Consider the following 26068-nt stretch of genomic DNA (forward strand, 5'->3'; position numbering starts at 1 on the left):
TGCCGGTGACTCGAAGCCAGTGGAGTCCGCTGGGATCGGTCTCAATCTGCCGCAGCGTCGTCCCCACGAGCTCGCCGACCCGTAGGCCCGTCGCCACGCCGAAGTCCAACAGAAACCGCAGCCGTTGCGCCGCTGACGCGGACCACCCATACGAATATTCCAGGCCGTCGGCGATCGCCCGAACGCAGCGCCGCCAGTTCGTCGGCGGTTGGCCAATCGGGCAGATCAGGCAGATCAGGCAGGCCGGTGGCGGCGGGGGCGGAGGCGGTCGATGACAGACGCGTTTTCATGCCCGCGAGTTTAGCGCATAAATGAGGCTATTAAGATAATGATAGTTATCAAAATAGCGCCGTTTTCAATTTTTTTCCTCCACTTCGCAATCGCTCACGCAAGCGAAGTTGTGCCTAGCTTGCAAGAGAAGTTGGTACTACCGCGTGAATCGCCACGGGGTGCGTGCTTTGCAGGCCTATTTTCCTGGAAGCGCTTGAAAGCGTGCACGCGATGATCATTTCGCCGCACGTCACAATTCAACTTCGGTAGCAATCGCCGTTCGCGACACAACTTTCCTTGATGAACAGGGCCCCGATAGCAACAGCTTCACTTGCAATGGAAACGCTGCTCGCCCTTATCGGGAGGGCTTGGGCGCTGGATTGTGCGTCGCGCAACGATAGACCCAAGTTTGCTTTTGTGAGCGCTGTTAGCGCCGAATGGATTGGAACGCGTCATCGTCGTTCTGTCAGGAACGTGCCGAGGACGACATCGTCTGGCATGGCTCAGGGACGACCGCTGTGCCGGAGAGAATCAGCCTAACTGCTGTCGCACCCGCCACGAGACGGTAGGGAGCGAAATCGAGCGCGTGGCGTCACTTTGTATGCGCTTTTCAGTCGGGCAACGGTGGACTTGCTGATCGTAGGCAGCTTTCCGAGGCCTATAAAATTTACTGTGTGTAAAAGCTCTCACAGAATCTGACGCTTGCACCGAGTCTTCGAGAAAGGTCTGAGGCAGCGCGAAGCTGTGGACCGTTCAGTTCGCGCGACTCGTGCGCTGTCCTTAGCCGAGATGCAGGTCCAGACAGAACAAGCGCTGCCATGAACTTCTCGTCGGCGCCAAAAACTGGAGTGGCAAAAGAGGCTATGTGCGTGTCGCGTATCCCAGAAGTGAAAAGAGGTAGAGCAGGTTGCTCTTCGTATAGCGCTTCCCCCAATCCCCAAACTCGAATCACTTGGCTAACGGCGGTATCGTCGAGTGGCGCAGTTGTCCCTGTCAATCGGGTATCGCGCAGACCCTCCGACGGCTCCGCCCTGAAAAGACAGAGTCGGTGTGCATTATTGAGTACGTAGTACGAAGCACTCTCTCTAGTCGCGACGGCAAGTTCGTACAGTACTGGCTCGACGAGTGCCGAAAGCTGGAAAGACTGCTCATAAAGCTTCCCAAGGTATAACACACGATGGCCTAAGGAATAGTTGCCGGATTGAACGCGTACGACGTAACCCATACGCTCGAGCGAGTTCATCAGCCGGTACACAGTCGTCTTGTGCATGCCCGACAATTGCGACAGTGCTGCCAGCGACTGCGATTCAGCGCCAAGTTTGAAACAGTCGAGAAGTGACAACGCTCTCTCTACGGACGCAACGCCGTCGTTTCCCATACTTAGTCTCCCGTTCACCGTACAGAGCAAAGAAAGCAGCACAACGCAAGCCAAATTTCCGTAAGCATCGGCATCCAGGTGCGCATCCCGCAATGACAAACCAAGACGACCGCTGTCGTCCAGGCTTGATTTCGGGCTTCTGGCTCATCTTGTACGTCGATTTCAGAGGGCGCGGCCGGATCCAATGCTCGAGACTTGCTCGACGCCACCGACAGATTCCCATCCGGCTTGACGAGGATGAAATTGAAGGTCGTAAATCGGTTGGCTTGCTACACACTCGCACCAGGAAATCATACAGTCATCTGGCCCACGGGAATATCAAATCGAAAATGATCTGAGGCGCCGTCCGTAAAGGTCAACGCCGACTAGTGCGACGAGAGCAGGCGCCGCGTACGCCTGTAAGGGCTTTTCGGTCGTTAGCATCGGTGTCTCGACGGGACTCTGCGCACGAACATGTTCGTTGTTTCCTGAGAAGAGAGTAATCGCAGCCGAAATTCGATCCAGAAGTCACAGGCATAACGGTGCGCGAACTGCCCTAGCAGCATTGGTTTCGTCCGCTCGGATCGTCACGCGGTGCGCAGAGACATTAACCATTCCCTCAAGCCGACTGCGGTTTTATTCAACTTATCGATGACATCTCGCTGGCAGAATTCAAACAATGCAGTAACAAATCCAAAAAAGCTCACGGCGGGGCGATGCGACACCGGTCTCTCGGCCAAGTGAGCGACATGACGGAGACACGAGCAATGAAATATCGGACCGCGATGTGCGTCTGTGCGGCACTTCTTGGCGCGTCGTCCGCATGGGCGCAGGACAAGGATGAAGACGCACCGCCGCCGAAGCCTGTTGGCGCCAGTTCAGTGACGATCTACGGTTTGATGGATCAGGGCGTCGAGTTCGTCAACAACATCGCCACTGGCAAGAACAAGACCGCCAACGGATGGCGCACCGGCGACGGAACCGCCACGTCTTACTTCGGTATCAGAGGAAGCGAGGACCTGGGAGGCGGTGTCAAGGCGATCTTCGATCTGCAAAGCGGATTCAGTCCGACGACCGGCGCATCGCGGCAGGGCGGACGTCTCTTCGGACGGCAGTCGTATGTGGGTATCGATGGAAAATACGGCCGTCTGACGTTCGGCCGCCAATATACGATGCGCTTTTACGGCGTTTCGTTCATCAATCCATTCGGCACGGGCGCGCAAGGTCTCACGACGCTCGACAACGGCATCGCCAACGCCCGCGCCGATAATTCCGTCAGTTACCGTTACTTCCTTGGCGACTTCGAAGGCGGCGTCAACTACAGCTTCGGCCGCGATGCGGTCGCGGGCAACAGCAGCGTCGCCACGAATTGCCCTGGCCAGACGTCGCCTTCGAATCAGTGCCGCGAGTATTCGGCGTTGCTCAAATACGACGGACACACCTGGGGTGTCGCGACGTCCTACGAGCGCAACTATGGCGGCACCTCCGCGACATGGGGCGGCCTGACATCGCCGGATCTCACTGACAGCCGCTTCACGCTGGGCGGTTACTTCATGATTCACAAGGCGAAGTTCGGCGTGGGCTGGATCAGGCGCGTGAACGAAGGCATCGCCACGCCGCGAAGCAACCTGGTGTGGTTTACGGGAACGGTCCCGGTGACGCCGTTCTTCCACATCGACGGCATGGTTGCTCAACTCAAATATGAGCATTCGCCCAACAAGGCGCTGATCGAAGTCTTGCGCGGCGAATACCTGCTGTCCAAGCGCACGTTGCTCTACGTGACCGGCGAGCACATCCAGAATCACGGCAATCTCGCGCTCGCGGCGACCACGCTTTCTCCGGTGCCGACTCCGCCTGTCGGCGGATCGCAGATCTCCGTCATCGCGGGCATTCGCCACACATTTTGAGCGAAGATGAAAGGGAAAATACGAGGGGAAGCGCGTGCTTCCCCTTTTTTCCTTATCGGTTATCGAATCAGTTTTGCCGCAGCACGCGCCGCCGACATATCGGCCACCGCGTTGAACGCAAGCTTGCGCTTCAGGCTTCCAACGCCGATATCCATGTCCTGCAGATATCCGATGTCGCTCTCGGTCATCGACAAGTCCCGCGAATACGGCCGCTGCGTCTGATTGAAGTCCCAGATCGCCTTCGCCGATGCATCATCGAAGTGCTTCTGTGCGCGTTTGCGCGCCTCGAAGAATGCGTCGTGCGAGGCGGGCGACATCAGATAGTCGTAGAGCGCGCCGTAGGCGGCCATCACCGAGACCAATCCTTCGTGCTTGGCGCCGAGCGCCGCGTCCGATGCATACGCAGTCTGAAAGACGCAGTCCGGGAGCGCTTGCCACAGATTCCCTTCGCCGATGACCTTCGGACCCGCATCGTCATTGAGATGCGAAATGCTGGCGCAGCAGGCATCGGCGGAGCCGTGCGCGACCGCCTCGAAGCACAGGTCGTTCCTGCCGTGATCGACGAAATCGATCGTCGACGCGTCGATGCCTTTCTCCTTCATCAACTGCAGCATGAGCGTGTGCAGCAGACCGAGCTTCGGTCCGACGGCGATGGTCTTTCCACGCAGATCGGCGAGTGTCGTCGCGCCGCCGGGCTTGGCGAAGATCGTCAGCGCGCATTTCTTCATGCCCGCGCCGACGATCTTTACCGGCGCGCCCTGCTCGATGCGCGTGAGCACGAGGTTGTAGCCCGAAACCATGCAGACGTCGGCGGCGCCGCGCGCGATGGCATCGAACGGTCCGGTCGGGCCGGGCACCTGGATGATGCGCGCGTTGACGTCGTAGGTCTTGAAGTAGCCGAGTTCGTCCATCAACGCGTTGAGCGTCGCGTTCTCCAGGCCCGGATTGCTGACAATGCGGATTTCGGTCGCGGCGGCTCTCGCCACATAGGGCGCGGCGAGTCCGCTCATCGCCAGTCCCATACCCAAGGCTCCCGCCTTGCGCAGAAAGCCGCGGCGGGTCGAGTCGTACGTCATTGATATGTCTCCGAACGCCGGTCATGCCGGCGGATAGTTGTCGATATGTCGCGCGGGGGGAATCGAAATGCATGCCTTGCGGTCGCGCGTTTTCGAGGCGAGGCATCGGCAAATTGTGCCCATGCATCCGTGACCGGTCGATTGAGTAAAATGGCCGATGACTTAACCAATTACTCATACCGGGAGAGAGGTGCGACGTGTCGGCGGAACTCGACTGGTATCTGCAGATCAACCTCAAAGCTCGGCATTTGCGGTTGCTGGTGACCATCGACACGTATCGTAATCTGAGCCAGGTCGCGGAAGTCACGCACGTTACCTTGCCCGCCGTCTCAAAGTCGCTCGCGGAACTGGAGCGCGGACTGGGTCTCACGCTTTTCACGCGCACGGGACAGGGGCTCGTTCCCACGCCCTACGGCGAATGTCTGACGCGTCATGCGCGCGCGATGCTGCACGTGCTGCATCAGGCGCTCGACGAATTGAAAGCGCTGAGCGCCGGGACTGAAGGCAAGGTCGAAATCGGCGTGCTGCCGGTTTCGGCATCCATCCTGCTGACGCACGCACTGAAGCTGCTCAAGCAGCGCTCGCCGGGCACCAACGTGAAGATCGTCGAAGGGTCGGCGGCGTCGTTGCTGCCCGAGTTGTGGCAAGGTCATCTCGATCTCGTCGTCGGACGACTGCCGCCTCTGGATGCGCTCGGAAGCTTCGAAGAGAAGGAGTTGCTCGAAGAACCCGTCATGCTCGTGACCGGCGGGCAACATCCGCTCGCGCGCAAGAAGGCCGTCGAATGGTCGGATTTACTGCCTTATCCGTGGATACTGCCGCCGCTTGGCTCGATCCTGCGCGATCCGCTCGAACGCGCGCTCGAAGCGCACGGCGTGCCGCTGACGAATAACTACATCGAGACCCTGTCGCTGCATGTGATCCGCGCGCACTTGCAGGTGTCCGACTGCATCGCCGTCATGGCCGATACCTCCGCGCGCGATGCGACCCACCCGCAGCCGCTCCATACGCTGCCGCTGAACTTGCCGCGACTGCTGCGGCCCGCCGGCGTGCTCTGGAATCGCGTGCGCACGCTCACGCCGAGCGCGCAACTGATGATCTCCTGCCTCGAAGAGACGGCTCAACGTCTGGCGCAAGAAGCACAAGAAAAGCGCTGACGCCGCACCTTAACCATTCGCTCAACTCGGCTGCGGTTTTTTTCAATCCGCCGCCTTCGGGGCGCTGGCACAATCAAATCGCGCTCACCACTTCATCAATGACGAGCGACGACGCGAACTGCACGGACGGTTCCGCGCATCAATACGGAGACGAGCACGATGATGAATCTCAGGACCGCGATCTGCGCTTGCGCCGCGCTGTTCGGTTTCGCCGCGACGGCCTGCGCTGCCCCGGCATCGAATCAATCGGTGGAAGACTTCTATCGCGGCAAGGCGTTGACGATTCTGGTCAGCGCGGATGCGGGCACCGTGACGGACATCGTCGCCCGTCAGTTCTCGCGCTACTTCGTCAAGTATGTGCCGGGACATCCCAAAGCCATCGTGATGAACGTGGTGGGCGCGGGCGGCATGGTGGCGGCGGCATCGCTCCAGTCGCGACAGCCGAGCGATGGCACGGTCATCGGCTTTCTGCAGCGAAACAATCTCTATATTCCGCTTCTCGACGAAAGACAAAACCGCTTCGATCCGCGCAAGGTGCGATGGATCGGCAGTCTCAACAAGGTCGAATACTGTCTGGTTTCGATGACGCGCTCCGGCGTGACCACGGCGGACGATCTGAGCAAGAAGAAAATGTATATCGGCGCGACCGGATTCGCCAACGAGGATCGCACGTTGCCCGCGCTGCTCGACGAGTACATCGGCGCGAAGATGAGCATCGTGCCGGGCTACACGGGTCGCGGCGAAGTCTATCTCGCGATGCAGCGCGGTGAAGTCGATGGCTGGGCGTCCACCATCGATGGCCTTCAGCAAGGCGAGCCCGTGCGGCTCCTCAAGAGCGGCAAGATGAAGGTGCTGCTCCACCTCGGCTGGAACAGCCCAAAAGGTTACGCCGATGTCCCGAATCTCTCTTCCTATATCACGAAGCCGGACGTGAAGGCGCTCTTCAATCTGTTCATTCTGCCGTTTCAGGCAGGACGTCCCATCGCCGTGCCGAAGGACGTGCCGCAGGATCGTCTGAACGCGCTGCGTGATGCGTTCGCCAAGACCATCGCCGATCCGGATTTCATCGACGCAATGAAGCAGTCGGGTTATCCGCTCGATGCCATCGATGGAAACGCGGTCGAGCAGATCATTGCGAAGCTGTATGCCACGCCCGAGCCGCAGATCGCGGATGCGCGCAAGCTCATCTTCGGCTCGCATTGAGCCGCGCAGGAAAGCACATCATCACCCAATGGTAAGCCAACATGACGCCCGAAATCATCGACATTCATCCCCACATCATCTCGACCGACACGGCGCGCTATCCGATCGCGCCGCAGCACGGGCATCGCTCCAAATGGTCGGCGACGCGGCCCATCACCTTCGAGCAACTCATCGCCGAGATGGATGAAGCCGGCGTATCGAAAGCCGCGATCGTGCATTCGTCGACGACCTACGGCACCAACAATTCGTACGTCGCGGACAGCGTGGCGCAACATCCGGATCGCTTCACGGGCGTCTATTCCTTCGACCTGCTCGCGCCCGATGCGCTCACGAGCTTCGATCACTGGCTCGCGCGGGGGATGGGCGGCATTCGCCTGTTCACCGGCGGCGCCACGCATCAGAGCGATGGAAGCTGGCTCGTCGATCCCGCGACGTTTCCCATCTGGGAGCGCTGCGCCGACCTCGGCATGACGATGGCGGTTCAGACGACGCCGGATGGTTTGTCGATGGTGGCGGAACTGGCCGAGCGCTTTCCGTCGGTCAACATCGTGCTCGATCACTGCGGCCGGCCGAATCTCGAAGAAGGCCCGCCGTACGCGAATTGCGCGGGCCTGTTCTCGCTCGCGAAGTTCGACAACGTCTACATGAAGATCACGCCGCGAACGTTCGATCTCGCGCAGGCGGCGCCGGGCGGCGCAGAGCCGTTCTTCGCGAAGCTCGTGGAAGTGTTCGGCGCGGATCATCTCGCGTTCGGCTCGAACTATCCGGCATCCGCGGGGCCGTTGAAGACGCTCGTCGAGCAAGGCAATGCCTGCTTCGCGGGCCTGAGCGACGAAGAACGCGCGTGGATCTGGGGCCGCACGGCGAAAGCGCTCTATCCGATGCTCGCCGGCTGAGCTGCGTCCAACCTAAAAACAGGCGAGCCCACGACGCTCGCCCATTCCATCAGGATGAGACATGGAGTTCTTCAATGATGCAACGTTGATGGCGGCGGGACACGCGCTATCGACGCTCCTGCAGTTCAACCGGATCATTTTCCTCGTCTTCGGCGTGACGGTTGGACTCGCGATCGGATTGCTGCCGGGAATCGGCGGGCTGACAGGCTTCGCGCTGCTGGTGCCGTTCACGTACACAATGGATCCGTATGCCGCGTTCGCGATGCTGCTCGGGATGGCATCGGTCATTACGACATCCGATGTGATTCCGGCCGTGCTGTTTGGCGTGCCCGGTCATGCGGCCTCTCAGGCGACCGTGCTCGATGGCCTGCCGATGACCAAACGCGGCGAGGCGTCGCGAGCGTTGAGCGCATGTTACATGTCGTCGCTGATGGGCGGACTGATCGGCGCGGTCATCCTGGCGGTGTCGCTGCCTCTGGTGCGCCCGTTCGTGCTGTCGATCGGTACGCCGGAGATGTTGTCGCTCACCGTGTTCGGCGTGTCGATGGTGTCGGCGCTCTCAGGCAACGCGCCGCTGCGTGGCGTCGTTGCGGCTTGCTTCGGTATTTTGGTCGGCATGATCGGCACGAACGTTGCGACCGGACAGATGCGCTGGACCGGCGACATTCTCTACCTGCAGGACGGCATTCCGCTGGTGCCGATCATTCTCGGCATCTTCGCGTTGCCCGAGTTGTGCGAGCTCGCGATCCGACGCGCGGCTATCGCGGAGAACGTGCAGTTCACCTCGCGTCAAGGCATGGTTCAGGGGGTCAAGGACAGCTTTCGCAACTGGTTTCTGGTGCTGCGTTGCGGCGGCCTCGGCGCGATTCTCGGCGCGGTGCCCGGCATCACCGGCGCGGTGACAGACTGGATCGCGTACGGCCACGCATTGCAGACGGCCAAGGGCGCGAAACAGTCGTTCACCAAGGGCGACGTGCGAGGCGTGATCGCGCCGGAAGCGGCCAACAACGCACGCGAAGGCGGCAGCCTCGTGCCGATGCTCTCGTTCGGCGTGCCGGGCGGTGCGGCGCAAGCCATTCTGCTCGGCGCGATGATGGTGCACGGCTTCATTCCCGGCCCCGATATGCTGACCAAGCATCTCGACTTCACGTATTCGATGGTCTGGTCGATCGCGCTCGCCAACATCTTCGGCGCGGGCTTGTGCTTTCTGTTGAGCGGTCAGTTCGCGAAGGTATCCACGCTGCGCTATACGCTGATTCTGCCGGTCATCATGCCCGTCATCTATGTCGGCGCGTTCCAGGGATCGCGCAGCTGGGGCGACCTCTTCGTGCTGCTGATCGCAGGCGTCATCGGATGGACGATGAAGCGGCTCAAATGGGCGCGTCCGCCGCTGATTCTCGGGCTCGTGCTCGGCGTGCTGATGGAACGGTATATGTCGATCTCGTTCGTGCGCTATGGCACGGACTGGCTGTCTCGTCCCGTCGTCATCGTGCTGTTGAGTCTTGCCGCGCTGGTCTTTTTCAAGCCGCTCTTCACCGCGTTTCGCAGCGGCGGCATCGCGCAGTTCAAGCCGAGCGGCTCGATCGTCTTCAAGCGCGAAGACCTCGTGCATGTGTTCTTCATCTGCGTCGGGCTCTATATGCTGGTGAGTTCGCAAGGCTGGCTGCTCATGGCGCGGATCGGGCCGACCGTCGTGGCGAGCATTCTCGTCATCGCTGGAACAGTCAGTCTCGCGTACAAGGTGTTCGTGATCCCAGCGAGCGGCGCGGCGCGGGCCAGCAGCGGCGTGCACATGGATGTGTCCAGCGATCACGACGAGAAGCTGCCGAACAAGACCGTGCTCGCGCGTGCGGCGCGCTTCTTTGGCTGGTTCCTTGCGTTCCTCGCGTGCATGTCGGTGATCGGCATGTTGCCCACGGTGCCGTTGATGATTGCCGCGTACATGCGTATAGAAGGACGCGAGTCGTGGAAGCTCAGCTTGATCCTCGCCGCGTGCGTGACCGTGTTTCTCTACGCCGTCTTCGATCAGATTCTGCATATTCCCTGGCCGGACAGCTTCCTCGGACAGTGGTTGCCGGGTCTCGGCGGAAATTGATTCTTCAACGCAAGGAAGTGGCAAATGACGCAAGATCGACTGGCGCGCATCGACGCGCAGCAAGCAACGCAAGAGCAGCAACGGGTCATCGCGCAATTGGGCGAAGGGCGCGGACGCATTCCCACGCCGTTCAACATCTGGCTGCATAACCCGCGTCTCGCCGAGGGCATGGAAATCATCGGCACGCACGTCGATCGATCGCCGGTGTTGAGCGAAGCCGAAACCGAAGTCGCGATTCTTGCGACGGCGGTGTTCTGGAACGCGCCGTACGTGATCGCGAATCATCGCCGGCATGCATTGAAGTCCGGCGTGCCCGATGCCGTCGTCGCCGCGATTCTGGACAAGCGCAGACCCGACGGCGAACATGGGCGCTTCGGTCTCGTGTGCGACGCGGTGAGCGATATCCTCGCAGGCGGATCGATCGACGACGCGCGCTTCGCCCAGTACGATGCCGGGCTGGGCCGCGCGGTCATCGCGGAATTGCTCGTCACGATCGGCTACTTCACGTCGATCTCGCTGGGCATGACCTTGCACGCGCTGAAGCCGAAGGACTGAATGCAGGAGACATATCGTGAACGGGCTTGACGGCTACATGCAGGTGAACCTGAAGGCTAGGCATCTGCGCCTGCTCGTGACCATCGATACTTATCGTAATCTGACGCAGGTGGCGGAAGTCACGCACGTCACGATGCCGGCGGTATCAAAGTCACTGGCCGAGCTGGAGCGCGGGCTCGGGCTCACGCTTTTCACGCGCACGGCGCAAGGACTCGTACCGACGCCGCATGGCGAATGTCTCATTCGTCATGCGCGCGAAATGCTGACGATCCTGCATCAGGCGCGCGATGAAATGAAGGCGCTGAGTTCGGGCACGGAGGGCAAGGTGCACATCGGCATGTTGCCCGCTTCGGCCTCCGCGCTGTTGCCGCTGGCGCTGAATCTGCTGAAGATGAGGTCGCCGGGCACGAACGTGCGCGTCGTCGAAGGCACGCGTGGCGCGCTGCTGCCCGAGTTGTGGCAAGGACGTCTCGATCTGATCGTCGGGCGCTTGCCCGCGCCGGACACGCTCGGTAGTTTTGACGAAAAGGCGCTGCTCGAAGAGCCGGTTACGTTGATGACCGGGCGGCAACATCCTTTGGCGCGGCGCAAGAATGTCGACTGGTCGGATCTTCATCCGTATCCGTGGATCTTGCCGCCGCAAGGCTCGATTCTGAGGGATTCGCTCGAGCGCACGCTCAGAGCACATGACGTGCCTCTGACGAACAACTACATCGAAACGCTTTCCGTTCATGTGACGCGCGCCCACTTGCAGATCTCGGATTCCATCGCCGTCATGGTCGGCACGCCGGCGAACGATGCCGAGCAACCCTTGCACGCGCTTCCGCTGACCTTGCCGCGGCTATTGCGACCGTCGGGCGTGCTCTGGAACCGCAACCGCGGTCTGACGCCGAGTGCGCAACTCATGGTTTCCTGCCTGGAAGAGGCCGCGCAACAGTTGCAGAGCGGAACAACCTGAAAAGTTGAAACGTGCGATACGGTTTCCTCTTCGTACATTCAATATAGTTAGACATCCAAAGTGATGAAAGAAGGACCTTTACCGAATGGTTAAGTCCCCGGCAAGTTAATTCAATAGACGACATGCGATGTCTCGAAAGATCATGTCATCAACGAAACGAACTCGTGTAGCTGCACGATCATCCCTCCAAGGAGACAGTCACGTGACCAAGAAAGTCCATCTCAAGCTCGCCATCGCCGAGCATCCGCATACCTCGGCCATTCGCGACGGTTCGATTCCCATCGAGGGCGTCGACGCGGAGTTCATTACCGTTCAACCGCAAATCGGCGCGTTCCGCCGGATGGTCCGCGATGTCGAATTCGATGTGTGCGAGCTCGCACCGACCACGTACATCATCGCTCGTGCCTATGGCGCGCCGTTCGTCGCGCTGCCGATCTTCGTCGTGCGCCGCTTCCATCACTCGGGTTTGCTCGTGCGCCCGGATGCCGGCATCAAGACGCCCAAGGATCTCGAAGGCAAGAAGGTCGGCGTGCGCGCTTATTCGGTGACGACGGGCGCGTGGACGCGTCAGGTGCTCATCGACGAGTTCGGCCTCGATCCGTCGAAGGTGACCTGGGTCGTCGATGACGAAGAACACGTCACGCAGCTCGAACTGCCGCCCAACGTGATCCATGCCCCCAAGGGCACGTCGCTCGCGGACATGATGGCCAAGGGCGAACTCGTCGCGGGCTTTCACGGCAACGCGGGCATCGGCCGCACCGGCGACCCGACCGGCGGCTGGAAGGAAGTCGAGGCGGACTATCCGGATCTGTTCCCGAATGCGGATGAACTGGAAGCCGAGTATTACGCGCGCACCGGCGTCTATCCGATGCACGGCACCATCGTCGTGAAGGATTCGGTGTTGGCCGAGCATCCGTGGGTCGCGAAGTCGATCTACGACGCGTTCGACAAGGCCAAGAAAGACTGGCTCGCGAAGCTCAATGCGGGCGAACTGAACGACAAGAAGAACAAGAAGTACATCGAGCTGCAGAAGATCGTCGGTAACGACCCGCTGCCGTACGGCATCGAGGAAAACCGCAAGACCATCGAGGCGCTCGAACAGACCGCGTTCAAGCAAGGCCTCACGCCGAAGCGCATGTCGATGAGCGAGCTGTTCGTCGATCCCCGCGTCTAACCCGTACGGAAGCAAAAGAACATGATCATCGATTGCCACGGTCACTTCACGACCGTTCCCGCTTCTTTCCGCGACTGGCGCGCGAAGCAGATCGCAGCCGCCGACGATCCGGCCAACGCGCCGCCGCTCTCCGGCGCGTACGTTACCGATGACGAAATCCGCGAAGGCGTCGGCAACGGTCAACTGCGTCTGCAACAGGAGCGCGGCGGCGACCTCACCCTGTTCTCGCCGATCGCCGGTCTCATGAGTCATCACCTCGGCAACGAGCGCACGAGCCTGGAATGGGCCGAAGTGTCGAACGATCTCGTGCGCCGCGTCTGCGATCTGTATCCGGACAACTTCGTGCCGGTGTGCCAGTTACCGCAATCACCGAAGGCGCCGCCGAAAAACTCGGTGCCCGAGTTGCGCCGTTGCGTCGAAGAGATGGGCTTCGTCGGCTGCAATCTGAATCCGGACCCGAGTGGCGGCTACTGGACCGGCAAGCCGATGACGGATCGCGAGTGGTATCCGGTCTACGAAGCGCTTTGTGATCTCGACGTGCCCGCGATGATCCACGTGGCGGCATCGTGCAATCCGTGTCATCACGGCACGGGCGCGCACTATCTGAACGCGGATACGTCGGTGTTCATGCAACTGCTGCAAAGCGACTTGTTCAAGGACTTCCCGACGCTGCGTCTCGTGATTCCGCATGGCGGCGGCGCGGTGCCGTATCACTGGGGACGTTACCGCGGCATGTCGCTCGAAATCGCCAAACGTCCGCTCGAAGGCCTGTTGAACAACATCTTCTTCGATACGTGCGTCTATCACCATCCGGGCGTGGAACTGCTGACCAAGGTCGTGCCGACGAGCAACGTACTGTTCGGCTCGGAAATGATCGGCGCGGTGCGCGGCCGCGATCCGGATACCGATCAGTATTTCGACGATACGAAGCGCTACATCGACGCGTGCGAAGCGCTCAGCGACGCCGACCGCCACGCGATCTTCGAGGGCAATGCGCGACGCGTCTATCCGCGTCTGGACAGGTATCTGAAGGCGAAGGGACTGTAATGAACATCATCGACATTCATCCGCACATCATCTCCGACGACGAGAAGCGTTATCCGCCCGCGCCGTTGTTCGGCAAGCGCTCGGACTGGTCGCAGGAGCGCCCGAATACCGTCGAAGCGCTGATCGCGGCGATGGACGAAGCAGGCGTCGCGAAGGCGGCGGTCGTGCATTCGTCGACGACCTACGGTTTCGATAACAGCTACGTGGTCGATGGCTGCAACCAGTACAAGGACCGCCTGATCGCCGTGGGTTCCGTCGATATGCTCGACGACGACGTCGCTTCCGTCATCAAGGGATGGGCCGATAAGGGTCTCGCCGGGCTGCGCATCTTCACGGGCGGCTCCACCAAGGACTTCGATCCGAGCGAGCTCGATAACCCGAAGTCGTTCAAGGCGTGGGAGATGCTCGCCGAACTGAAGCTGCCGATGTGCATCCAGACGGGACCGGTCGGCCTGCCTCAAGTGCGCATGCTCGCGGAAAAGTTTCCGACGGTGAACATCATCCTCGATCATCTCGCGCGTCCCGATGTGCTGGACGGCCCGCCGTATGCGAACGCGGCCAGCTTGTTCGAGTTGCGCGACCTGCCGAACGTCTACATGAAGCTCACGCCGCGCATCTTCGGCGACGTGAAGAAGGAGAAGGCGAGCGCGGAGACGTTCTTCCCGCGCGTGGTCGAAGCATTCGGCGCGCAACGTCTTGCATGGGGATCGAACTTCCCGACATCGACCGGCACATTGAGCGAAATTCTCGCGACCGCGCAAGAAGGACTCGCGTGCCTGAGCGCTGAAGACCGCGAATGGATCTTCGGCAAGACCGCGCAGACGCTTTATCCGGCACTGAGCCAATAAGAGAGATCGATATGTCAAACACCCGTCTGAACAGCATTATTCGCGCTTTCGAATCGGGCAAGGCCGCGCACGCCGCGTTCGCGAAGCTCGACAAGCAGACCGCCATCGAAATGAGCGATGCGCCTTATGACGGCATCGTCTTCGAGATGGAGCACAACCCGTACGATGTGTCCGCGCTCGGCGATGCGCTTCAGTACATGCTGAGCCGCAAGCAGATCGCGGAATCCGGTTCCGTCGCGCCGAAAGTGACGCCGATTGCGCGCATCCCCGCGAACGGCGCGGAGATGAATCAAAGCTTTGCCAAACAAGTGCTCGATCGCGGCGCTTACGGCGTGATCTGGCCGCACGTCGCAACGGTCGAGCAGGCATACAACGCCGTCGCTTCGTGCCGATATGCGCGTCCGAAGAACGCGCCGCTGTATGAGCCGAAAGGCCTGCGCGGCGACGGCCCCGCGAATGCAGCGCGCTACTGGGGTCTGTCGATGCCGGAATACTACGAGAAGGCCGATGTCTGGCCGCTCGCGCCTCAAGGCGAAATCATCGTCGGCCTGATGTGCGAGAGCACGCAGGCGATCGAGAATCTCGACGACATCCTCGCGAATGTACCGGGCATCGGTTTCATTCTGATCGGCGAGGGCGATCTGAGTCAGGAACTCGGCTTGCCGCGTCAGTACGAACATCCGGAAGTGCAAAGCGCGATGCGCCAGATCGTCGAGACGTGCCACAAGCACAATGTCGTCGTCGGCAATCCGCATGTGACGGCGAAGAATCATCGACGCTTGCAGGAAGAGGGTTATCGCTTTCTGATGTCCGCGCCGGCGCGCACGTATGGCGTCGTCGGTCTCGCACGCGAACTGGCAGGCTACTGATGAACGGCGCCGAAAGTCTCGTCGCGACCCTGGTCGGGCAGGGCGTCGATATCTGCTTCGCGAATCCGGGCACGTCGGAGATGCATTTTCTCGCGGCGCTCGGCAACAATCCGAAGATGCGCAGCGTGCTGTGTCTGTTCGAAGGCGTGGCCACCGGCGCGGCCGACGGCTGGTATCGCATGAAGGACACGCCCGCGTCGACGCTGCTGCATCTAGGGCCGGGTCTTGCGAACGGGCTCGCGAATATTCATAACGCGAAGCGCGCGTCGTCGGGCATGGTGAACGTCGTCGGCGAGCATTCGGTGTCGCATCTCAAGTACGACCCGCCGCTCACTTCCGATATCGAGGGTCTTGCGCGGCCGCTGAGTCATTGGGTGCGGCGCGCGGAGTCGTCGAACACGATCGCGTGGGATGCGGCTCAGGCCGTCGCCAAGGCGAGCGAGCATCCGGGTCAGATCGCCACGCTGATTCTTCCGGGCGATACGTCGTGGCAGCAAGTCGATGCATCGCCTGTTTCACCGCCCGCGCATGTCGAAGCACGGGAAGCACGCAAAGCGCCGAGCGCGGCGCGCATCGAACACGTCGCGCGCGTGCTGCGCTCGGGCGAACCGGCGCTGATCGTGCTCGCGAACAAGGCGACGCGCGGTGCGGCGCTCGAGAAAGCCGGACGCGTATCAGCGGCAACCGGCGCATTGCTCGGCTCGCAGTTCTTCACCGCGCGCATCGAGCGTGGCGCGGGCCGCGTGCCGCTCGCGCGCATTCCGTATGCGGTCGCGCAAGCCACGGCGTTCCTCAAGGACTTCAAGCACATCATCACCGTCGAGACGCGCGAACCGGTCGCGTTCTTCGCGTATCCCGACAAGCCGAGTCTGCTCAAGGCGGAAGGCACGCTCGTGCATCCGCTCGTCGAGGCCGATGAAGACAGCGAGCTTGCCTTCGACATGCTGTTGCAGGCGCTCGGCGCATCGGACACCGCGCCCGTGCTGCAACAGCGCATCGACACGCCGGTGCCGATGGGCGCGCTGAATCCGGCGAGCATCGCGCACGCGCTGGCGTCGGCGTTGCCGGAGCACTGCATCGTCGTCGATGAATCGCTGACGACCGGGCGCGAGTCCATGAGCCTCACGATGGGCGCGCGTCCGCACGATCTCATCAACAACATGGGTGGCTCGATCGGCTATGCAACGCCCGTTGCGACCGGCGCGGCGCTCGCGTGTCCCGATCGTCGCGTGTTTTGCATGGTGGGCGACGGCAGCGCGATGTACACGATCCAGTCGCTGTGGACGCAGGCGCGCGAGGGCCTGAATGTCACGACCATCATCTTCGCGAACAACAGCTACGCGATCCTCAAGGCCGAATACGCCAACATGGGCGCGGGCGCGCCGGGCGAACGCGCGCTGTCGATGATCGATATCGACAAGCCGCGCATCGACTGGCTCGCGATGGCGAAGAGCATGGGCGTGCCGTCGGTGGCCGTCGAACGAGCGGAAGACTTTCATAAAGCGCTGATCGATTCGACGCGCGAAGCCGGGCCGTGCCTGATCGAAGTACGGCTTTGAGACATCAACGATACGAGCAACAGGAGCACACACATGACAACGACGCAGACCGAAGCGCCGACGCTGCGCGCCAATCTCGCCGAATACGCCGTGACGAAGGCGATGCGAGATGGCCGCGTGAAATCGGATCTCGTGAATCTCGACTTCTGCGGCCCGACGCCCGCGCACAATGGCTTCAAGGCGATGGTGCGTGAGAGCAAGTTCGACGCCGGCGAACTGGCGATCGTCACGTTCCTGCAGGCGAAGGCATATGGCAAGCCGTATGTCCTGCTGCCCGCGCCGATCTCGGGACGCTTTCAGCATCACTGTGCCGGATACAACATCGACTTCGGTCATCTCGATCCTAAAGATATCGAAGGCAAGAAGGTCGCCGTACGCACCTACACGCAGACGACCGCGCTATGGATTCGCGGCATTCTGCGCCACGAATACGGCGTCGATCTTGACAAGGTCACATGGATGACGCTCGGCGACGGCCATCTCGCCGAATACAGCGATCCGTCGAATTGCCAGCGTTTGCCGGCGGGTTCGTCGATTCCGCAAATGATGCTCGACGGCGAACTGAGCGCTGCCTTGCTCGGCGAAGACATGCCGAAGGACGAGCGCGTGCGCACGCTCGTGCCCGATGCACACGCCGCCGCAAAAGACTGGTTCGCGCGTACGGGCGTGGTGCCGATCAACCACATGTTCGTGGTGCACGAGAAGCTCTCGAAGGAGCGGCCGGATATCGTGCGCGAGCTGTATCGCATGGTCGTCGAGAGCCGTGCTGCCGCCGACAATGTTCCGGCCGTGTTCCCGCCGATCGGCCTTGAGGCGAATCGCAAGGGTCTGCAACTCGCGGTCGATTGGGCGCTCGATCAGAAGATCATTCCGCGCCGTCTGTCCGTCGACGAGCTGTTCGACGACGTGACCGGCAGCCTGGGCTAAAGCGGAGACCGAACCATCGTGGCGATCAACCGACATCGATGCGGCAACCGCTGGGGCGTGCTCGTGCTGCTCGCGCTCGGGCTGATGATCTCGCACGTCGATCGCACGAGCATGTCCGCTGCGTTCGCCGATCATCGCTTCGTGCAGGCGTTCGAGTTGATGCACGTGCAGCGCGGTTGGCTCGGCTCGGCAATGTTCTGGTCCTACGGCTTGCTGCAGATGCCGATGGGCTGGCTCGTCGATCGCTACGGCGTGAAGTGGCCTTATGCGCTGTGCTTTCTGATGTGGTGTCTCGCGGCGGCGGCGACCGGCATCGTGACGACGCTTGGCGCGTTGATCGTGGTGCGCTTGATGATCGGCGTCGCGGAAGCGGTGGTGGTGCCGGCGACTTATCGCTACCTTGCCGATCACTTCGACGAAACGCAAAAAGGCACAGCACTCGGCATCTATTCCATCGGCGGAAAGATGGGGCCGGCACTCGGCGCACCGATCGCGGCGTGGCTTATTTCGGTGAGTTCATGGAAAGCGATGTTCGTCGTCACGGGTCTCGCCGGATTGGTGTGGCTGATGCCATGGCTCGCGATGGTGAAGAACGATTTTCCGTCGAAGGCGGAACTGGCTGCTTCGAAGAGAAGGGCGGCTTCGGTTCCGCTGAGCAATCTGCTCGCGAGTCCGGTGGTTTGGGGTGGGCTGATCACCAACTTCTGCTACAGCTATTTCGCGTTCTACTGCATGACGTGGATGCCGGCGTATCTCGTCGAGCAGCGCGGGTTGACGCTCAGCGAATCGGGGCTGCTCACGTTTGTCAGCTTCGCGGGCATCGCGATCGTGGCAGCGCTTGCTGGCTGGGCCGCCGACCGCCTGATCGCGCGCGGATTCGATGCGGTGCTCGTGCGGAAGTCCTTCATGGTGGTCGGCTTCGCGGGCGGCACGACGGTTCTGCTCGGCGCCTATGCGCCTTCGCCGCACATGGCGTTGTTCTGGAACGTCGCTTCGCTTTCGTTGCTAGGGCTCGTCACGGCGAACAATCTTGCGCTCGTCAAACTAACGCTCATTCCGAAGCAGGCGGTCGGCTTGAACACCGGCTTGCAGCAAGTCGCCACGAGTCTCGCGGGCGGCGTTTCCGCGAGTCTGTCGGGCTGGCTGCTTCATGTGGGGCATAGCTACACGCTTCCAATGCTCGCGATCTTCGCGTTCCTGCTGCTCGGCGCGACGAGTACTATCGTGCTGCTGCGACGGAAGTGGGCGCCGAAGGTCAATGCAAGCGCGCACGATAGCGATCCGGCGCAAGCTCCGTCGGCGATCTCGTCATGACGCCAGCACGCGATACTTCATCACCCGTCGTGCTGCTGCGTCACGCGCCGCTCTCGCGCTTTCTCGTTGCGCGCATTGGTTCCATCACCGCGCAGCAGATGTTGATGCTGGCGATCAGCTGGCATATGTACGACATGACATCGAGCGCGTGGGATCTCGGGCTCGTGGGGCTGTGTCAGTTCGTGCCGGGTCTTGCGACGACGCTCATCGCGGGTCATTGCGCCGACCGGCTGCATCGCGGGCGCATGGTGGCCGCGTGTCTTGCGCTGCAGGCCGTCGCCGCGACGCTGCTTTCGATCTCCACGGCCACGCACAGCGTCACGCGCGACGCGCTGCTTGCACTGTCTCTTGTGCTCGGCGCGATCAGGCCGTTCCAGATGGCAGGCCAGCAGGCGCTTCTGCCGATGCTCGTTCCACCGAAACTTCTCGCGCGTTCGATGGCGCTGAGCACGGTGGTGCAACAGATCTCTATCATCGCCGGACCCGCGCTGGGCGGAATCCTGTTTGCGGTCAGCGTCGTCACGGTGTATCTGACGAGCGCGGCGCTATTCTGCATCAGCGCCGTGATGTACGCGTTCGTCCGCTACGATTTCACGCCGCCGCCGCGCGAACCCGTCACCGCCGATTCGATTCTCGCCGGCTTGCGCTTCATCTGGAGCAATCCGCTGTTGCTCGGCGCCATTTCGCTCGATCTGTTCGCGGTGCTCTTCGGAGGCGCGACCGCGCTGCTGCCCGTCTATGCGAGGCAGGTTCTGCATGTCGGTCCGCAAGGACTCGGGCTGCTGCGCTCCGCGCCGGCAGTGGGCGCATTGTGCGTCGGCGTGTTTCTTTCGCGTCGGTCCATCGTCAGCCGTGTCGGCAAGAAGCTGCTGATCGCGGTGGCGGTCTATGGCGTGTCCATCGTCGCATTCGGTCTGTCGCAGTGGTTTTCCGTGTCGCTTCTTCTGCTGGCGATCTCGGGAGGCGCGGACACGATCAGCGTCATCGTGCGGCAAACGTTGATTCAACTCGAAACCCCTGATCGCATGCGCGGACGCGTCGCGGCGGTGAACACGCTGTTCATCGGCGCGAGCAATCAGCTGGGCGAATTCGAGTCCGGCGTGACCGCGACGGGGCTGGGCGTCATCGGCTCGGTCGTCCTCGGCGGTTTCGCGACGGTACTCGTGAGCGTCGCATGGAGCCGCCTGTTCAAACCGCTCGCCACCCGCGACGCGCTGCATTAGCGGAGAGAATCGGCGCCCGAAACTTCCCCGATTGCTGCAATGCATCGACACAAAGGGGTTGATAGATCGGTTAATACCCTAATTGTAGATCGCTGCTAGACTGGATTTCACACTACGCGCACAGCGCGGCGTAGTGCAATCACGCAATGCTGGGAAGGTGTTGCCATGAAATCGTTCGTCAACGAAGTGATCACGCTGGTCCTCGCGGCGCCCCTCGTTCCGTTCGCGCAAGGAAGCGCGCAATCGGTCACCCGCGCGCAAGTTCGCGCCGAGCTGATACAAGCCGAAAAAGCCGGCTACAGCCCGACGGCCTGGGCGGACTTTCCTTATGGCGAGGTCCAAGCGGCAGAGTACCGGGTCGCAACCCGCAAGGCGGCTATGGACCCGACGGGCTATGACGCAAGCTGTAATGGACGATCGCAATCAGGTGATATCGCCAGATAGGGCGAGTTCAGTTGCCCGATTGTTCTGTGCCGTCGAAGACAGGCCCGTAGGCAGCGTTCGAATCGGCGCGATGTCGCTCCAGAAAGGCCTCAGCGCGTCGCAGGCTGCCGGGGCAGTCACCTGTGCAATTGCTGAGTGGGTTGTAACCCGCATTCCCAAGCTGTAAGAGCTCCGCGCGAACTTCTGCGCGCGAGAGTGGTTCAATCGAGTGAGCGAAAGCGGCCGTCGGCACTAGGAAAGCAACGGAAATGAGAGCAGCTTTGATGGCGAAATTCATGGTTCAACCTGTGTGCGTAAAGTCAGTCGTGTGTCTTTTGCGGCAACAGGCGTATTTCACCCTAGGGAAACTACCTAGTCTATTGAGTTTAGCGGCGTAAGTGTTGACTCTTTGGTTAAGGGTGTTTCGGGTCCGTCCGCCACCGACGTTACGACCGGGACGAGCAGGACGAAAGAAAGCGTCGCGGGGAATCCAAAGCAGTCGCGTCGGCACGCGACGGGGAAGGGCGTAGTGCCCGTCCGTCATCGCCGGGCTCGGATCATGGCTGCCGACGACCTGGCCGGCACGCGCTTTGGCGGACACCGAATCACCTCGTCGACACCAAGGTCGCGCGGCGCCTCGCGCTCACGAAATCCGCGGTGAGTGGCATCCTGCGGTACGCTGGCAGGCTTTCTCGTTGGCTTGCTTTATCGCTCCACCGGGTCGTACATGTCGGACTTCGTCGTGGTCGGCGGACTGGTGATCTCGGGCGGCATCGCGCTGCTGCTCTATGGGCGCATTCAGCGATCGCTTCTCGATGAGGCGATCAGCGCGCTGCCCAGGCATGCGCGGTAAGCGGTTGGATTCAGTACACGTTGCCCCGGTGATTCATCGATTCATACTCTCATGGAGTAACGATGCGCAACGTTCTGAAAGCGGGATTCTTCCTGGCGCTTGCCTTCACGCTATCTTGCGCCGCGCAGGCGGACATCGTGTCTTCCTGGACCTCCGTGCAGATGCCGTCGCCGCCGCCATTGAAGACGTTCGCCGTGACGGATCCATCCCACATTGCCCTATTGCTGCTCGATTTCGACACCAGCACCTGTAACGAGCGCAAACGCCTCACTTGCGCGCAATCGCTGCCGGCAGTCGAAAGCCTGCTGAACCGCTCGCGGCAGGCCAATCTGATGATCGTCTACAGCCTGACGAGCACGGGCACCCTGGCGGCCGTGCCGCCGGCGATCGCCGCCAAGGGAGACGAGACGGTCGTGCAATCCGGCGTGGACAAATTTTTCAGGACCGACCTCGAAGCGGCGCTGAAGTCCAAAGGCATTCAGACGGTCATCGTGACAGGCACGATGGCGCACGGCGCGGTGCTGTACACGGCGAGCGAGGCCGCGCTGCGCGGATTCAAAGTTGTCGTCCCGGCCGATGGCATGTCGAGCAAGGACCCATTCGGCGAGTTGTCGGCGGCCTGGGTGCTCGCGAATGCGCCCGCGAGCGTCTCGAAGAACGTCACGCTGAGCCGCTCGAACATGATCCAGTTTCCGCAATGAGCGCCGATTCCGGCGCTCACCTTTCTTCGCTCACCGCAGCACGATCGGGTGCGCACGTGCAACCGTATGCCGGTTTCCCCCAGTTGAAAAGCCGCGAGGTTTTTCCGATGCCGGGATTGAACGTGTTAGTCGGGTCGAGTTCTTGGTAGAACCGCTTGAGCGAATCTTTTGCCTCGTAAAGATGACCGACATTGTGTTCGGCGGGATATTCCGCACCGCGTGCGGTAAGCAGCGCGAGGATGTCGTCCTTGATCCGTTCACAATCGCCGCCTCTTCTGACCAGATACTCCTGATGCAGCACATGGCAGAAGAAATGGCCGCAATACATCGTGTACTCGATGTCTTTTGAAATCTCCGGCGGCAGCCGTTCGAACCACTCTGTCGTGTTTCGTGGCAGCGCGATATCGAGTGCGACAATGTCCTCCACGGTACGGGGATGAACCGCGCGATACCGGATCATCGCACCGCCGATCGCGAAGCGGTTAAGAAACGCCGCCTTGCCTTCGTCGGGCGTGCATTCGAAGTAGCCGCCCTGTTGCGATGGAAAACGCGCTTCCAGATACGTAGATCGAAGGAACAGTGTCACCGGTGCCTTGCTGTCGCTGGTCAGTGCGACAGGGCGAGCCGCGGGCGTGTTGACACATTTCCTGGAAGCTCGAGCGAGGGAAATCTGTCAATTCGCATAAGTCCGAATGAAAATCGTCACCTGACCTCCTAGACTTCGAATCCCGTCCCTAAGGTATTGATCTTATGGGGAATTCTCTGCCAAACATGCAGCCGCTCGCGCTCGCCCGGCCATGCAGCGCGCATCGCTTCGAGGCGTTCAGTCTGAAACTGGCAAGACGGGTGACGCTGTATCGGCATGTCGCGCTTCAGCAATGGGTGCTGCTTGAGGCAAGTCCGACCGTAGTAGCGTTTTGCGAAAGACCCGGGTTTGTCATCATCGACGGACAGAAAATCCTCGCGGACTTCTGGGTGCGCTATGCTTCGCTAGAAGAGTTAGTTATCCTTAGTGATTCAACGCCTGAGTTTGATGAAAGATCAAAAGCCGGCGGCACGCTCGATGTGCAGGGATTGTCCATCCGACGTGTCGAATCGGCCGAACTGCTCGCCTCACGTATGTGGATAGACAACTGGCGAAGTATGTTGCCGTGTTTGGTTGCCAACCGCAGACTCCTCACGCGCGCCCTGTCCGAATCTATTGTGAGGCTCCTCAGTCAGCCCAAACGGCTCGCTGACATCGAGCGTCAACTTTCGACTAATGATCTCGTGCTCGTGCGGGCGAGTCTGTTCAACCTGTTGCGCGAGGGACGGGTGAGCGCGCCGGAACTCCATTCTCAGCCCCTGTCGCTGCTCACGACGTTTGTCTCCGCGGAGAAGTCACTATGAGCCGCCGTAATGCGCAACTTCAGGCAATCGACGTGAGCACGTGGCCCACGGTTGCTTATACGCAGTTTGACGATACGACGCGACACATGTTTGAGAAGTGCGTACACGCGGTGATGGCGTATGTGCAAGGCGAGTCTGTCAAACAGATTGAGCACTCGACAGGAATTAATCGTCGCCAGTTGTACCGCTGGCTCGAACGGGCTGGGGCAATTCATCCGGACGGGCGCCTCTTCGGCTTTCGTGCTCTCCTTCGCTATGCGCGCTCGACAGACTACGTTCGCATGCGCGCCGTTCCCGACAACATTGAGCCGGGTGGGGCGGCGGGTGCGTTCTCACAGCTTCTGCAGCGCTGTCCTGCGCTGTCGGACTGGTTGCACCAGCAGATCAGGCAACGCAAGGTGTGGCTCGAGGAGGTGAGTTCGGATGGGGCGTTGCGAACTCGACTTCGCGGCTTGGAGGCGCTGCATCAGAGGTTCCTGGGTCAATGCCGGGCGGTTGGGCTCAGTGGAACAGATTATCCGCTCAATACCGGTGAACGTGGAATCCGCTCGCTTTCGCGGCATCTGAAGGACGAACTGTTGCGCAGCTTCGGCAACGCGGCGCGTTCGGCGGGTGCTTCGCACCTCAAGGGCTTGCCGCCCCGGGACGGCGGGGCGCGCACACTTGCGGCGACTCGCCCATACCAGACGGTTGAGTTTGACGGGCATCGCCTCGATATCCGGCTCAAGATCGTCGTGCACGATCCGCTTGGCTTCGTGCACGAATTCGAGATGGAGCGCGTCTGGCTGCTGGTCATCATCGACGTGTGCACCCGCGCAGTCCTCGGGTATCACCTCGTGCTGGCCCGGGAGTACAGCCGCTACGACGTGATCAAGACGATCGAGAACGCCCTCGAACCTCATCGTGCACGCACGTTCTCGATTCCGGGGCTCGCATATGGACCGCATGACGGATTCCCATCGCAGCGTCTTCCGGAACTCGCTTACGCGACGTGGGAGTGGATCCGCCTGGACAACGCAAGGGCGAACCTGGCCAACGAAACGTTGACGGCGCTATGCGAGTTCGTCGGCTGCCTTGCCGATGCAGGGCCGAAATACAGTCCGGACGAACGGCCATACATCGAGCGGTTCTTCGGGACGATTGCCAGCCGATTGTCGGCCCGTCTGCCCGGTTACACGGGTTCGAATCCATGGGACCTGCGGCGCGCCCTCGCGAATCCCAGAGGTAACCTGTGCCTGTACGTGTCCATAGAGGAACTCGATGAGCTGATCGAATACGCCATTGCGAACTACAACGGCACGCCACACAGCGGTCTGAACAACGTCACCCCGCTTGAGGCGATGGAGTATTTCGTGCGGGGTAAGCAGACGCTGCTGACCTGGCTTGCGCACTACCATCGGCGCTCATTGTGTCTGATGCAGTCTGCACGGCGGTGTCGTGTGTGCGCCTACCTGGATCAGGGGGTGCGTCCGCATATCAACCTCTACACCGCACGCTACACGAATAGCGTCCTGGCAAGGAGCACGCATCTAATCGGCCAAGAAGTACTCGTCTATCTGAACGCAAACGATCTGCGCAGTGTGCGGGCGTTTCTCTCTGATGGTACGGAACTGGGTGAACTCGATGTGCAGGGGCTCTGGCGGATGATTCCGCACAATCTCAAACTACGGCGGGAGATCTGTAGGCAAATGCGCATTCGCCGTCGTCGCGGGGTAGTCGATACCAATCCGATTGAGGCATATGTGAAGGAGAAGTTCGAGCAGGCGAAGAAGAGCCGCAAAGCTGCTACGGAACTAGCTCACACCATGCGATTGATCACGTCAGCGCAAGCGGGAGATCTGCCAGTCGCGCCGGCGGTCCCGCGTCCGGAGCCGGAAACGATTGAGTCATTGGGGCCGGTGCCCGATATCCGGTCAACGGAAACGCCTGAAGACCGGTCACCCGGCACACGTGCCCGTCCTCGAAGGCTTTCAATCGGTACAGGTCAGGTCTTTTAACGTCGTGTTCGTGGGAGGCATCAATGTCGCTTGAGATACCGCGTCCAGTCGATCCGTCGCTGCACCCGCTTGTGACGGGGAACTACCGTATTGCAACGCCAGCGATCGAGGCGTTCTACGAACTGGTTGTCCGATGCCTGCGCTACCGGATCATGGGGGCGCTTAGGAACGAGTGAGAAATAACTTCCCGGCGGTGCTGGGTGGTGGGAAGCGGCACTGTTAAGATGCAATGGATCCGGAGGATAGACGATGCAGGCTGGTTACAGGGCT

General features: G+C 61.0%; 23 protein-coding genes and 3 pseudogenes. 21 read left to right on the top strand and 5 right to left on the bottom strand.

What is annotated here, in order from left to right:
* Nucleotides 1-184 (bottom strand): annotated as a pseudogene (locus tag AWB78_RS48755) (integrase); the annotation flags it as partial.
* Between the two features lie 753 nt (nt 185-937).
* On the bottom strand, nt 938-1648 hold the full coding sequence (locus AWB78_RS44270; protein WP_074173618.1) for an IclR family transcriptional regulator: 711 nt from the start codon (nt 1646-1648) through the stop codon (nt 938-940).
* Nucleotides 1649-2394: 746 nt separating this feature from the next.
* Here AWB78_RS44270 and AWB78_RS36640 point away from each other — a divergent pair.
* On the top strand, nt 2395-3534 hold the full coding sequence (locus AWB78_RS36640; RefSeq protein WP_062611611.1) for a porin: 1140 nt from the start codon (nt 2395-2397) through the stop codon (nt 3532-3534).
* A gap of 59 nt (nt 3535-3593) precedes the next feature.
* Here the strand turns inward: AWB78_RS36640 and AWB78_RS36645 are convergent, their stop codons facing one another.
* Nucleotides 3594-4610 (bottom strand): ABC transporter substrate-binding protein, encoded by a 1017-nt coding sequence (locus tag AWB78_RS36645; RefSeq protein WP_062611612.1) that lies wholly within the window; start codon nt 4608-4610, stop codon nt 3594-3596.
* Between the two features lie 197 nt (nt 4611-4807).
* On the opposite strand from AWB78_RS36645, the gene AWB78_RS36650 reads away from it, so the two are divergent.
* From AWB78_RS36650 to AWB78_RS36720, 15 genes are all read left to right on the top strand, one after another.
* On the top strand, nt 4808-5767 hold the full coding sequence (locus AWB78_RS36650; RefSeq protein WP_062611613.1) for a LysR substrate-binding domain-containing protein: 960 nt from the start codon (nt 4808-4810) through the stop codon (nt 5765-5767).
* Between the two features lie 159 nt (nt 5768-5926).
* Complete coding sequence (locus tag AWB78_RS36655) at nt 5927-6970, top strand: Bug family tripartite tricarboxylate transporter substrate binding protein (protein WP_232478022.1); 1044 nt, start codon at nt 5927-5929, stop codon at nt 6968-6970.
* 41 nt (nt 6971-7011) lie between these two features.
* Nucleotides 7012-7866 carry an amidohydrolase family protein gene (locus AWB78_RS36660; RefSeq protein WP_062611614.1) on the top strand — a complete coding sequence of 285 codons (855 nt, stop codon included), beginning with the start codon at nt 7012-7014 and terminating at the stop codon, nt 7864-7866.
* Between the two features lie 61 nt (nt 7867-7927).
* Nucleotides 7928-9961 (top strand): tripartite tricarboxylate transporter permease, encoded by a 2034-nt coding sequence (locus AWB78_RS36665; protein ID WP_062611615.1) that lies wholly within the window; start codon nt 7928-7930, stop codon nt 9959-9961.
* Between the two features lie 24 nt (nt 9962-9985).
* Nucleotides 9986-10516, top strand: coding sequence for a carboxymuconolactone decarboxylase family protein (locus AWB78_RS36670; RefSeq protein WP_062611616.1), 531 nt, complete (start codon nt 9986-9988; stop codon nt 10514-10516).
* Nucleotides 10517-10532: 16 nt separating this feature from the next.
* Nucleotides 10533-11474, top strand: coding sequence for a LysR substrate-binding domain-containing protein (locus tag AWB78_RS36675; RefSeq protein ID WP_062611617.1), 942 nt, complete (start codon nt 10533-10535; stop codon nt 11472-11474).
* 202 nt (nt 11475-11676) lie between these two features.
* Nucleotides 11677-12648 carry an ABC transporter substrate-binding protein gene (locus tag AWB78_RS36680; RefSeq protein WP_062611618.1) on the top strand — a complete coding sequence of 324 codons (972 nt, stop codon included), beginning with the start codon at nt 11677-11679 and terminating at the stop codon, nt 12646-12648.
* 21 nt (nt 12649-12669) lie between these two features.
* Nucleotides 12670-13695 (top strand): amidohydrolase family protein, encoded by a 1026-nt coding sequence (locus AWB78_RS36685; RefSeq protein ID WP_062611619.1) that lies wholly within the window; start codon nt 12670-12672, stop codon nt 13693-13695.
* Nucleotides 13695-14543, top strand: coding sequence for an amidohydrolase family protein (locus AWB78_RS36690; protein WP_062611620.1), 849 nt, complete (start codon nt 13695-13697; stop codon nt 14541-14543). The genes AWB78_RS36685 and AWB78_RS36690 overlap by 1 nt, the downstream gene beginning before the upstream one ends.
* A gap of 11 nt (nt 14544-14554) precedes the next feature.
* The gene (locus tag AWB78_RS36695; RefSeq protein WP_062611621.1) at nt 14555-15412 is read left to right on the top strand and encodes an HpcH/HpaI aldolase family protein; all 858 of its coding nucleotides are present in this window, start codon (nt 14555-14557) and stop codon (nt 15410-15412) included.
* Nucleotides 15412-16971: an acetolactate synthase large subunit gene (locus AWB78_RS36700; protein ID WP_062611622.1), complete on the top strand. Its 1560-nt coding sequence runs from the start codon at nt 15412-15414 to the stop codon at nt 16969-16971. Before AWB78_RS36695 ends, AWB78_RS36700 begins: the two co-directional genes overlap by 1 nt.
* A 33-nt stretch (nt 16972-17004) precedes the next feature.
* The gene (locus AWB78_RS36705) at nt 17005-17898 is read left to right on the top strand and encodes a substrate-binding domain-containing protein (protein ID WP_062611623.1); all 894 of its coding nucleotides are present in this window, start codon (nt 17005-17007) and stop codon (nt 17896-17898) included.
* 18 nt (nt 17899-17916) lie between these two features.
* On the top strand, nt 17917-19212 hold the full coding sequence (locus tag AWB78_RS36710) for an MFS transporter (RefSeq protein ID WP_232478023.1): 1296 nt from the start codon (nt 17917-17919) through the stop codon (nt 19210-19212).
* On the top strand, nt 19209-20435 hold the full coding sequence (locus AWB78_RS36715) for an MFS transporter (protein WP_074173619.1): 1227 nt from the start codon (nt 19209-19211) through the stop codon (nt 20433-20435). The genes AWB78_RS36710 and AWB78_RS36715 overlap by 4 nt, the downstream gene beginning before the upstream one ends.
* Nucleotides 20436-20600: 165 nt before the next feature.
* A complete protein-coding gene (locus AWB78_RS36720; RefSeq protein ID WP_062611625.1) occupies nt 20601-20879 on the top strand; it encodes a DUF4148 domain-containing protein in 279 nt (92 codons plus the stop codon).
* Nucleotides 20880-20886: 7 nt separating this feature from the next.
* On the opposite strand, the gene AWB78_RS44275 is transcribed toward AWB78_RS36720, so the two are convergent.
* Nucleotides 20887-21156, bottom strand: coding sequence for a DUF4148 domain-containing protein (locus AWB78_RS44275; RefSeq protein WP_074173620.1), 270 nt, complete (start codon nt 21154-21156; stop codon nt 20887-20889).
* A gap of 363 nt (nt 21157-21519) precedes the next feature.
* On the opposite strand from AWB78_RS44275, the gene AWB78_RS47035 reads away from it, so the two are divergent.
* Both AWB78_RS47035 and AWB78_RS36725 read left to right on the top strand, forming a co-directional pair.
* The gene (locus AWB78_RS47035) at nt 21520-21711 is read left to right on the top strand and encodes a hypothetical protein (protein WP_157697740.1); all 192 of its coding nucleotides are present in this window, start codon (nt 21520-21522) and stop codon (nt 21709-21711) included.
* A gap of 62 nt (nt 21712-21773) precedes the next feature.
* Nucleotides 21774-22412: a cysteine hydrolase family protein gene (locus tag AWB78_RS36725; RefSeq protein ID WP_062611626.1), complete on the top strand. Its 639-nt coding sequence runs from the start codon at nt 21774-21776 to the stop codon at nt 22410-22412.
* A 16-nt stretch (nt 22413-22428) separates the two neighbouring features.
* Here AWB78_RS36725 and AWB78_RS36730 read toward each other — a convergent pair.
* Nucleotides 22429-22974, bottom strand: a pseudogene (locus AWB78_RS36730) (D-lactate dehydrogenase); the annotation flags it as partial.
* Between the two features lie 209 nt (nt 22975-23183).
* Between AWB78_RS36730 and AWB78_RS36735 the strand changes: the two are divergent.
* The 3 genes and pseudogenes from AWB78_RS36735 to AWB78_RS48760 form a co-directional block, all read left to right on the top strand.
* Nucleotides 23184-23801: a hypothetical protein gene (locus AWB78_RS36735; RefSeq protein ID WP_232478024.1), complete on the top strand. Its 618-nt coding sequence runs from the start codon at nt 23184-23186 to the stop codon at nt 23799-23801.
* The gene (locus tag AWB78_RS36740; protein ID WP_062611629.1) at nt 23798-25798 is read left to right on the top strand and encodes a TnsB C-terminal domain-containing protein; all 2001 of its coding nucleotides are present in this window, start codon (nt 23798-23800) and stop codon (nt 25796-25798) included. The genes AWB78_RS36735 and AWB78_RS36740 overlap by 4 nt, the downstream gene beginning before the upstream one ends.
* A gap of 23 nt (nt 25799-25821) precedes the next feature.
* A pseudogene (locus AWB78_RS48760) lies at nt 25822-25962 on the top strand (ATP-binding protein); the annotation flags it as partial.
* Nucleotides 25963-26068 lie beyond the last annotated feature (106 nt).

The sequence above is a fragment of the Caballeronia calidae genome (assembly GCF_900044055.2).
In the GTDB taxonomy this organism is placed as follows: Bacteria; Pseudomonadota; Gammaproteobacteria; order Burkholderiales; family Burkholderiaceae; genus Caballeronia; species Caballeronia calidae.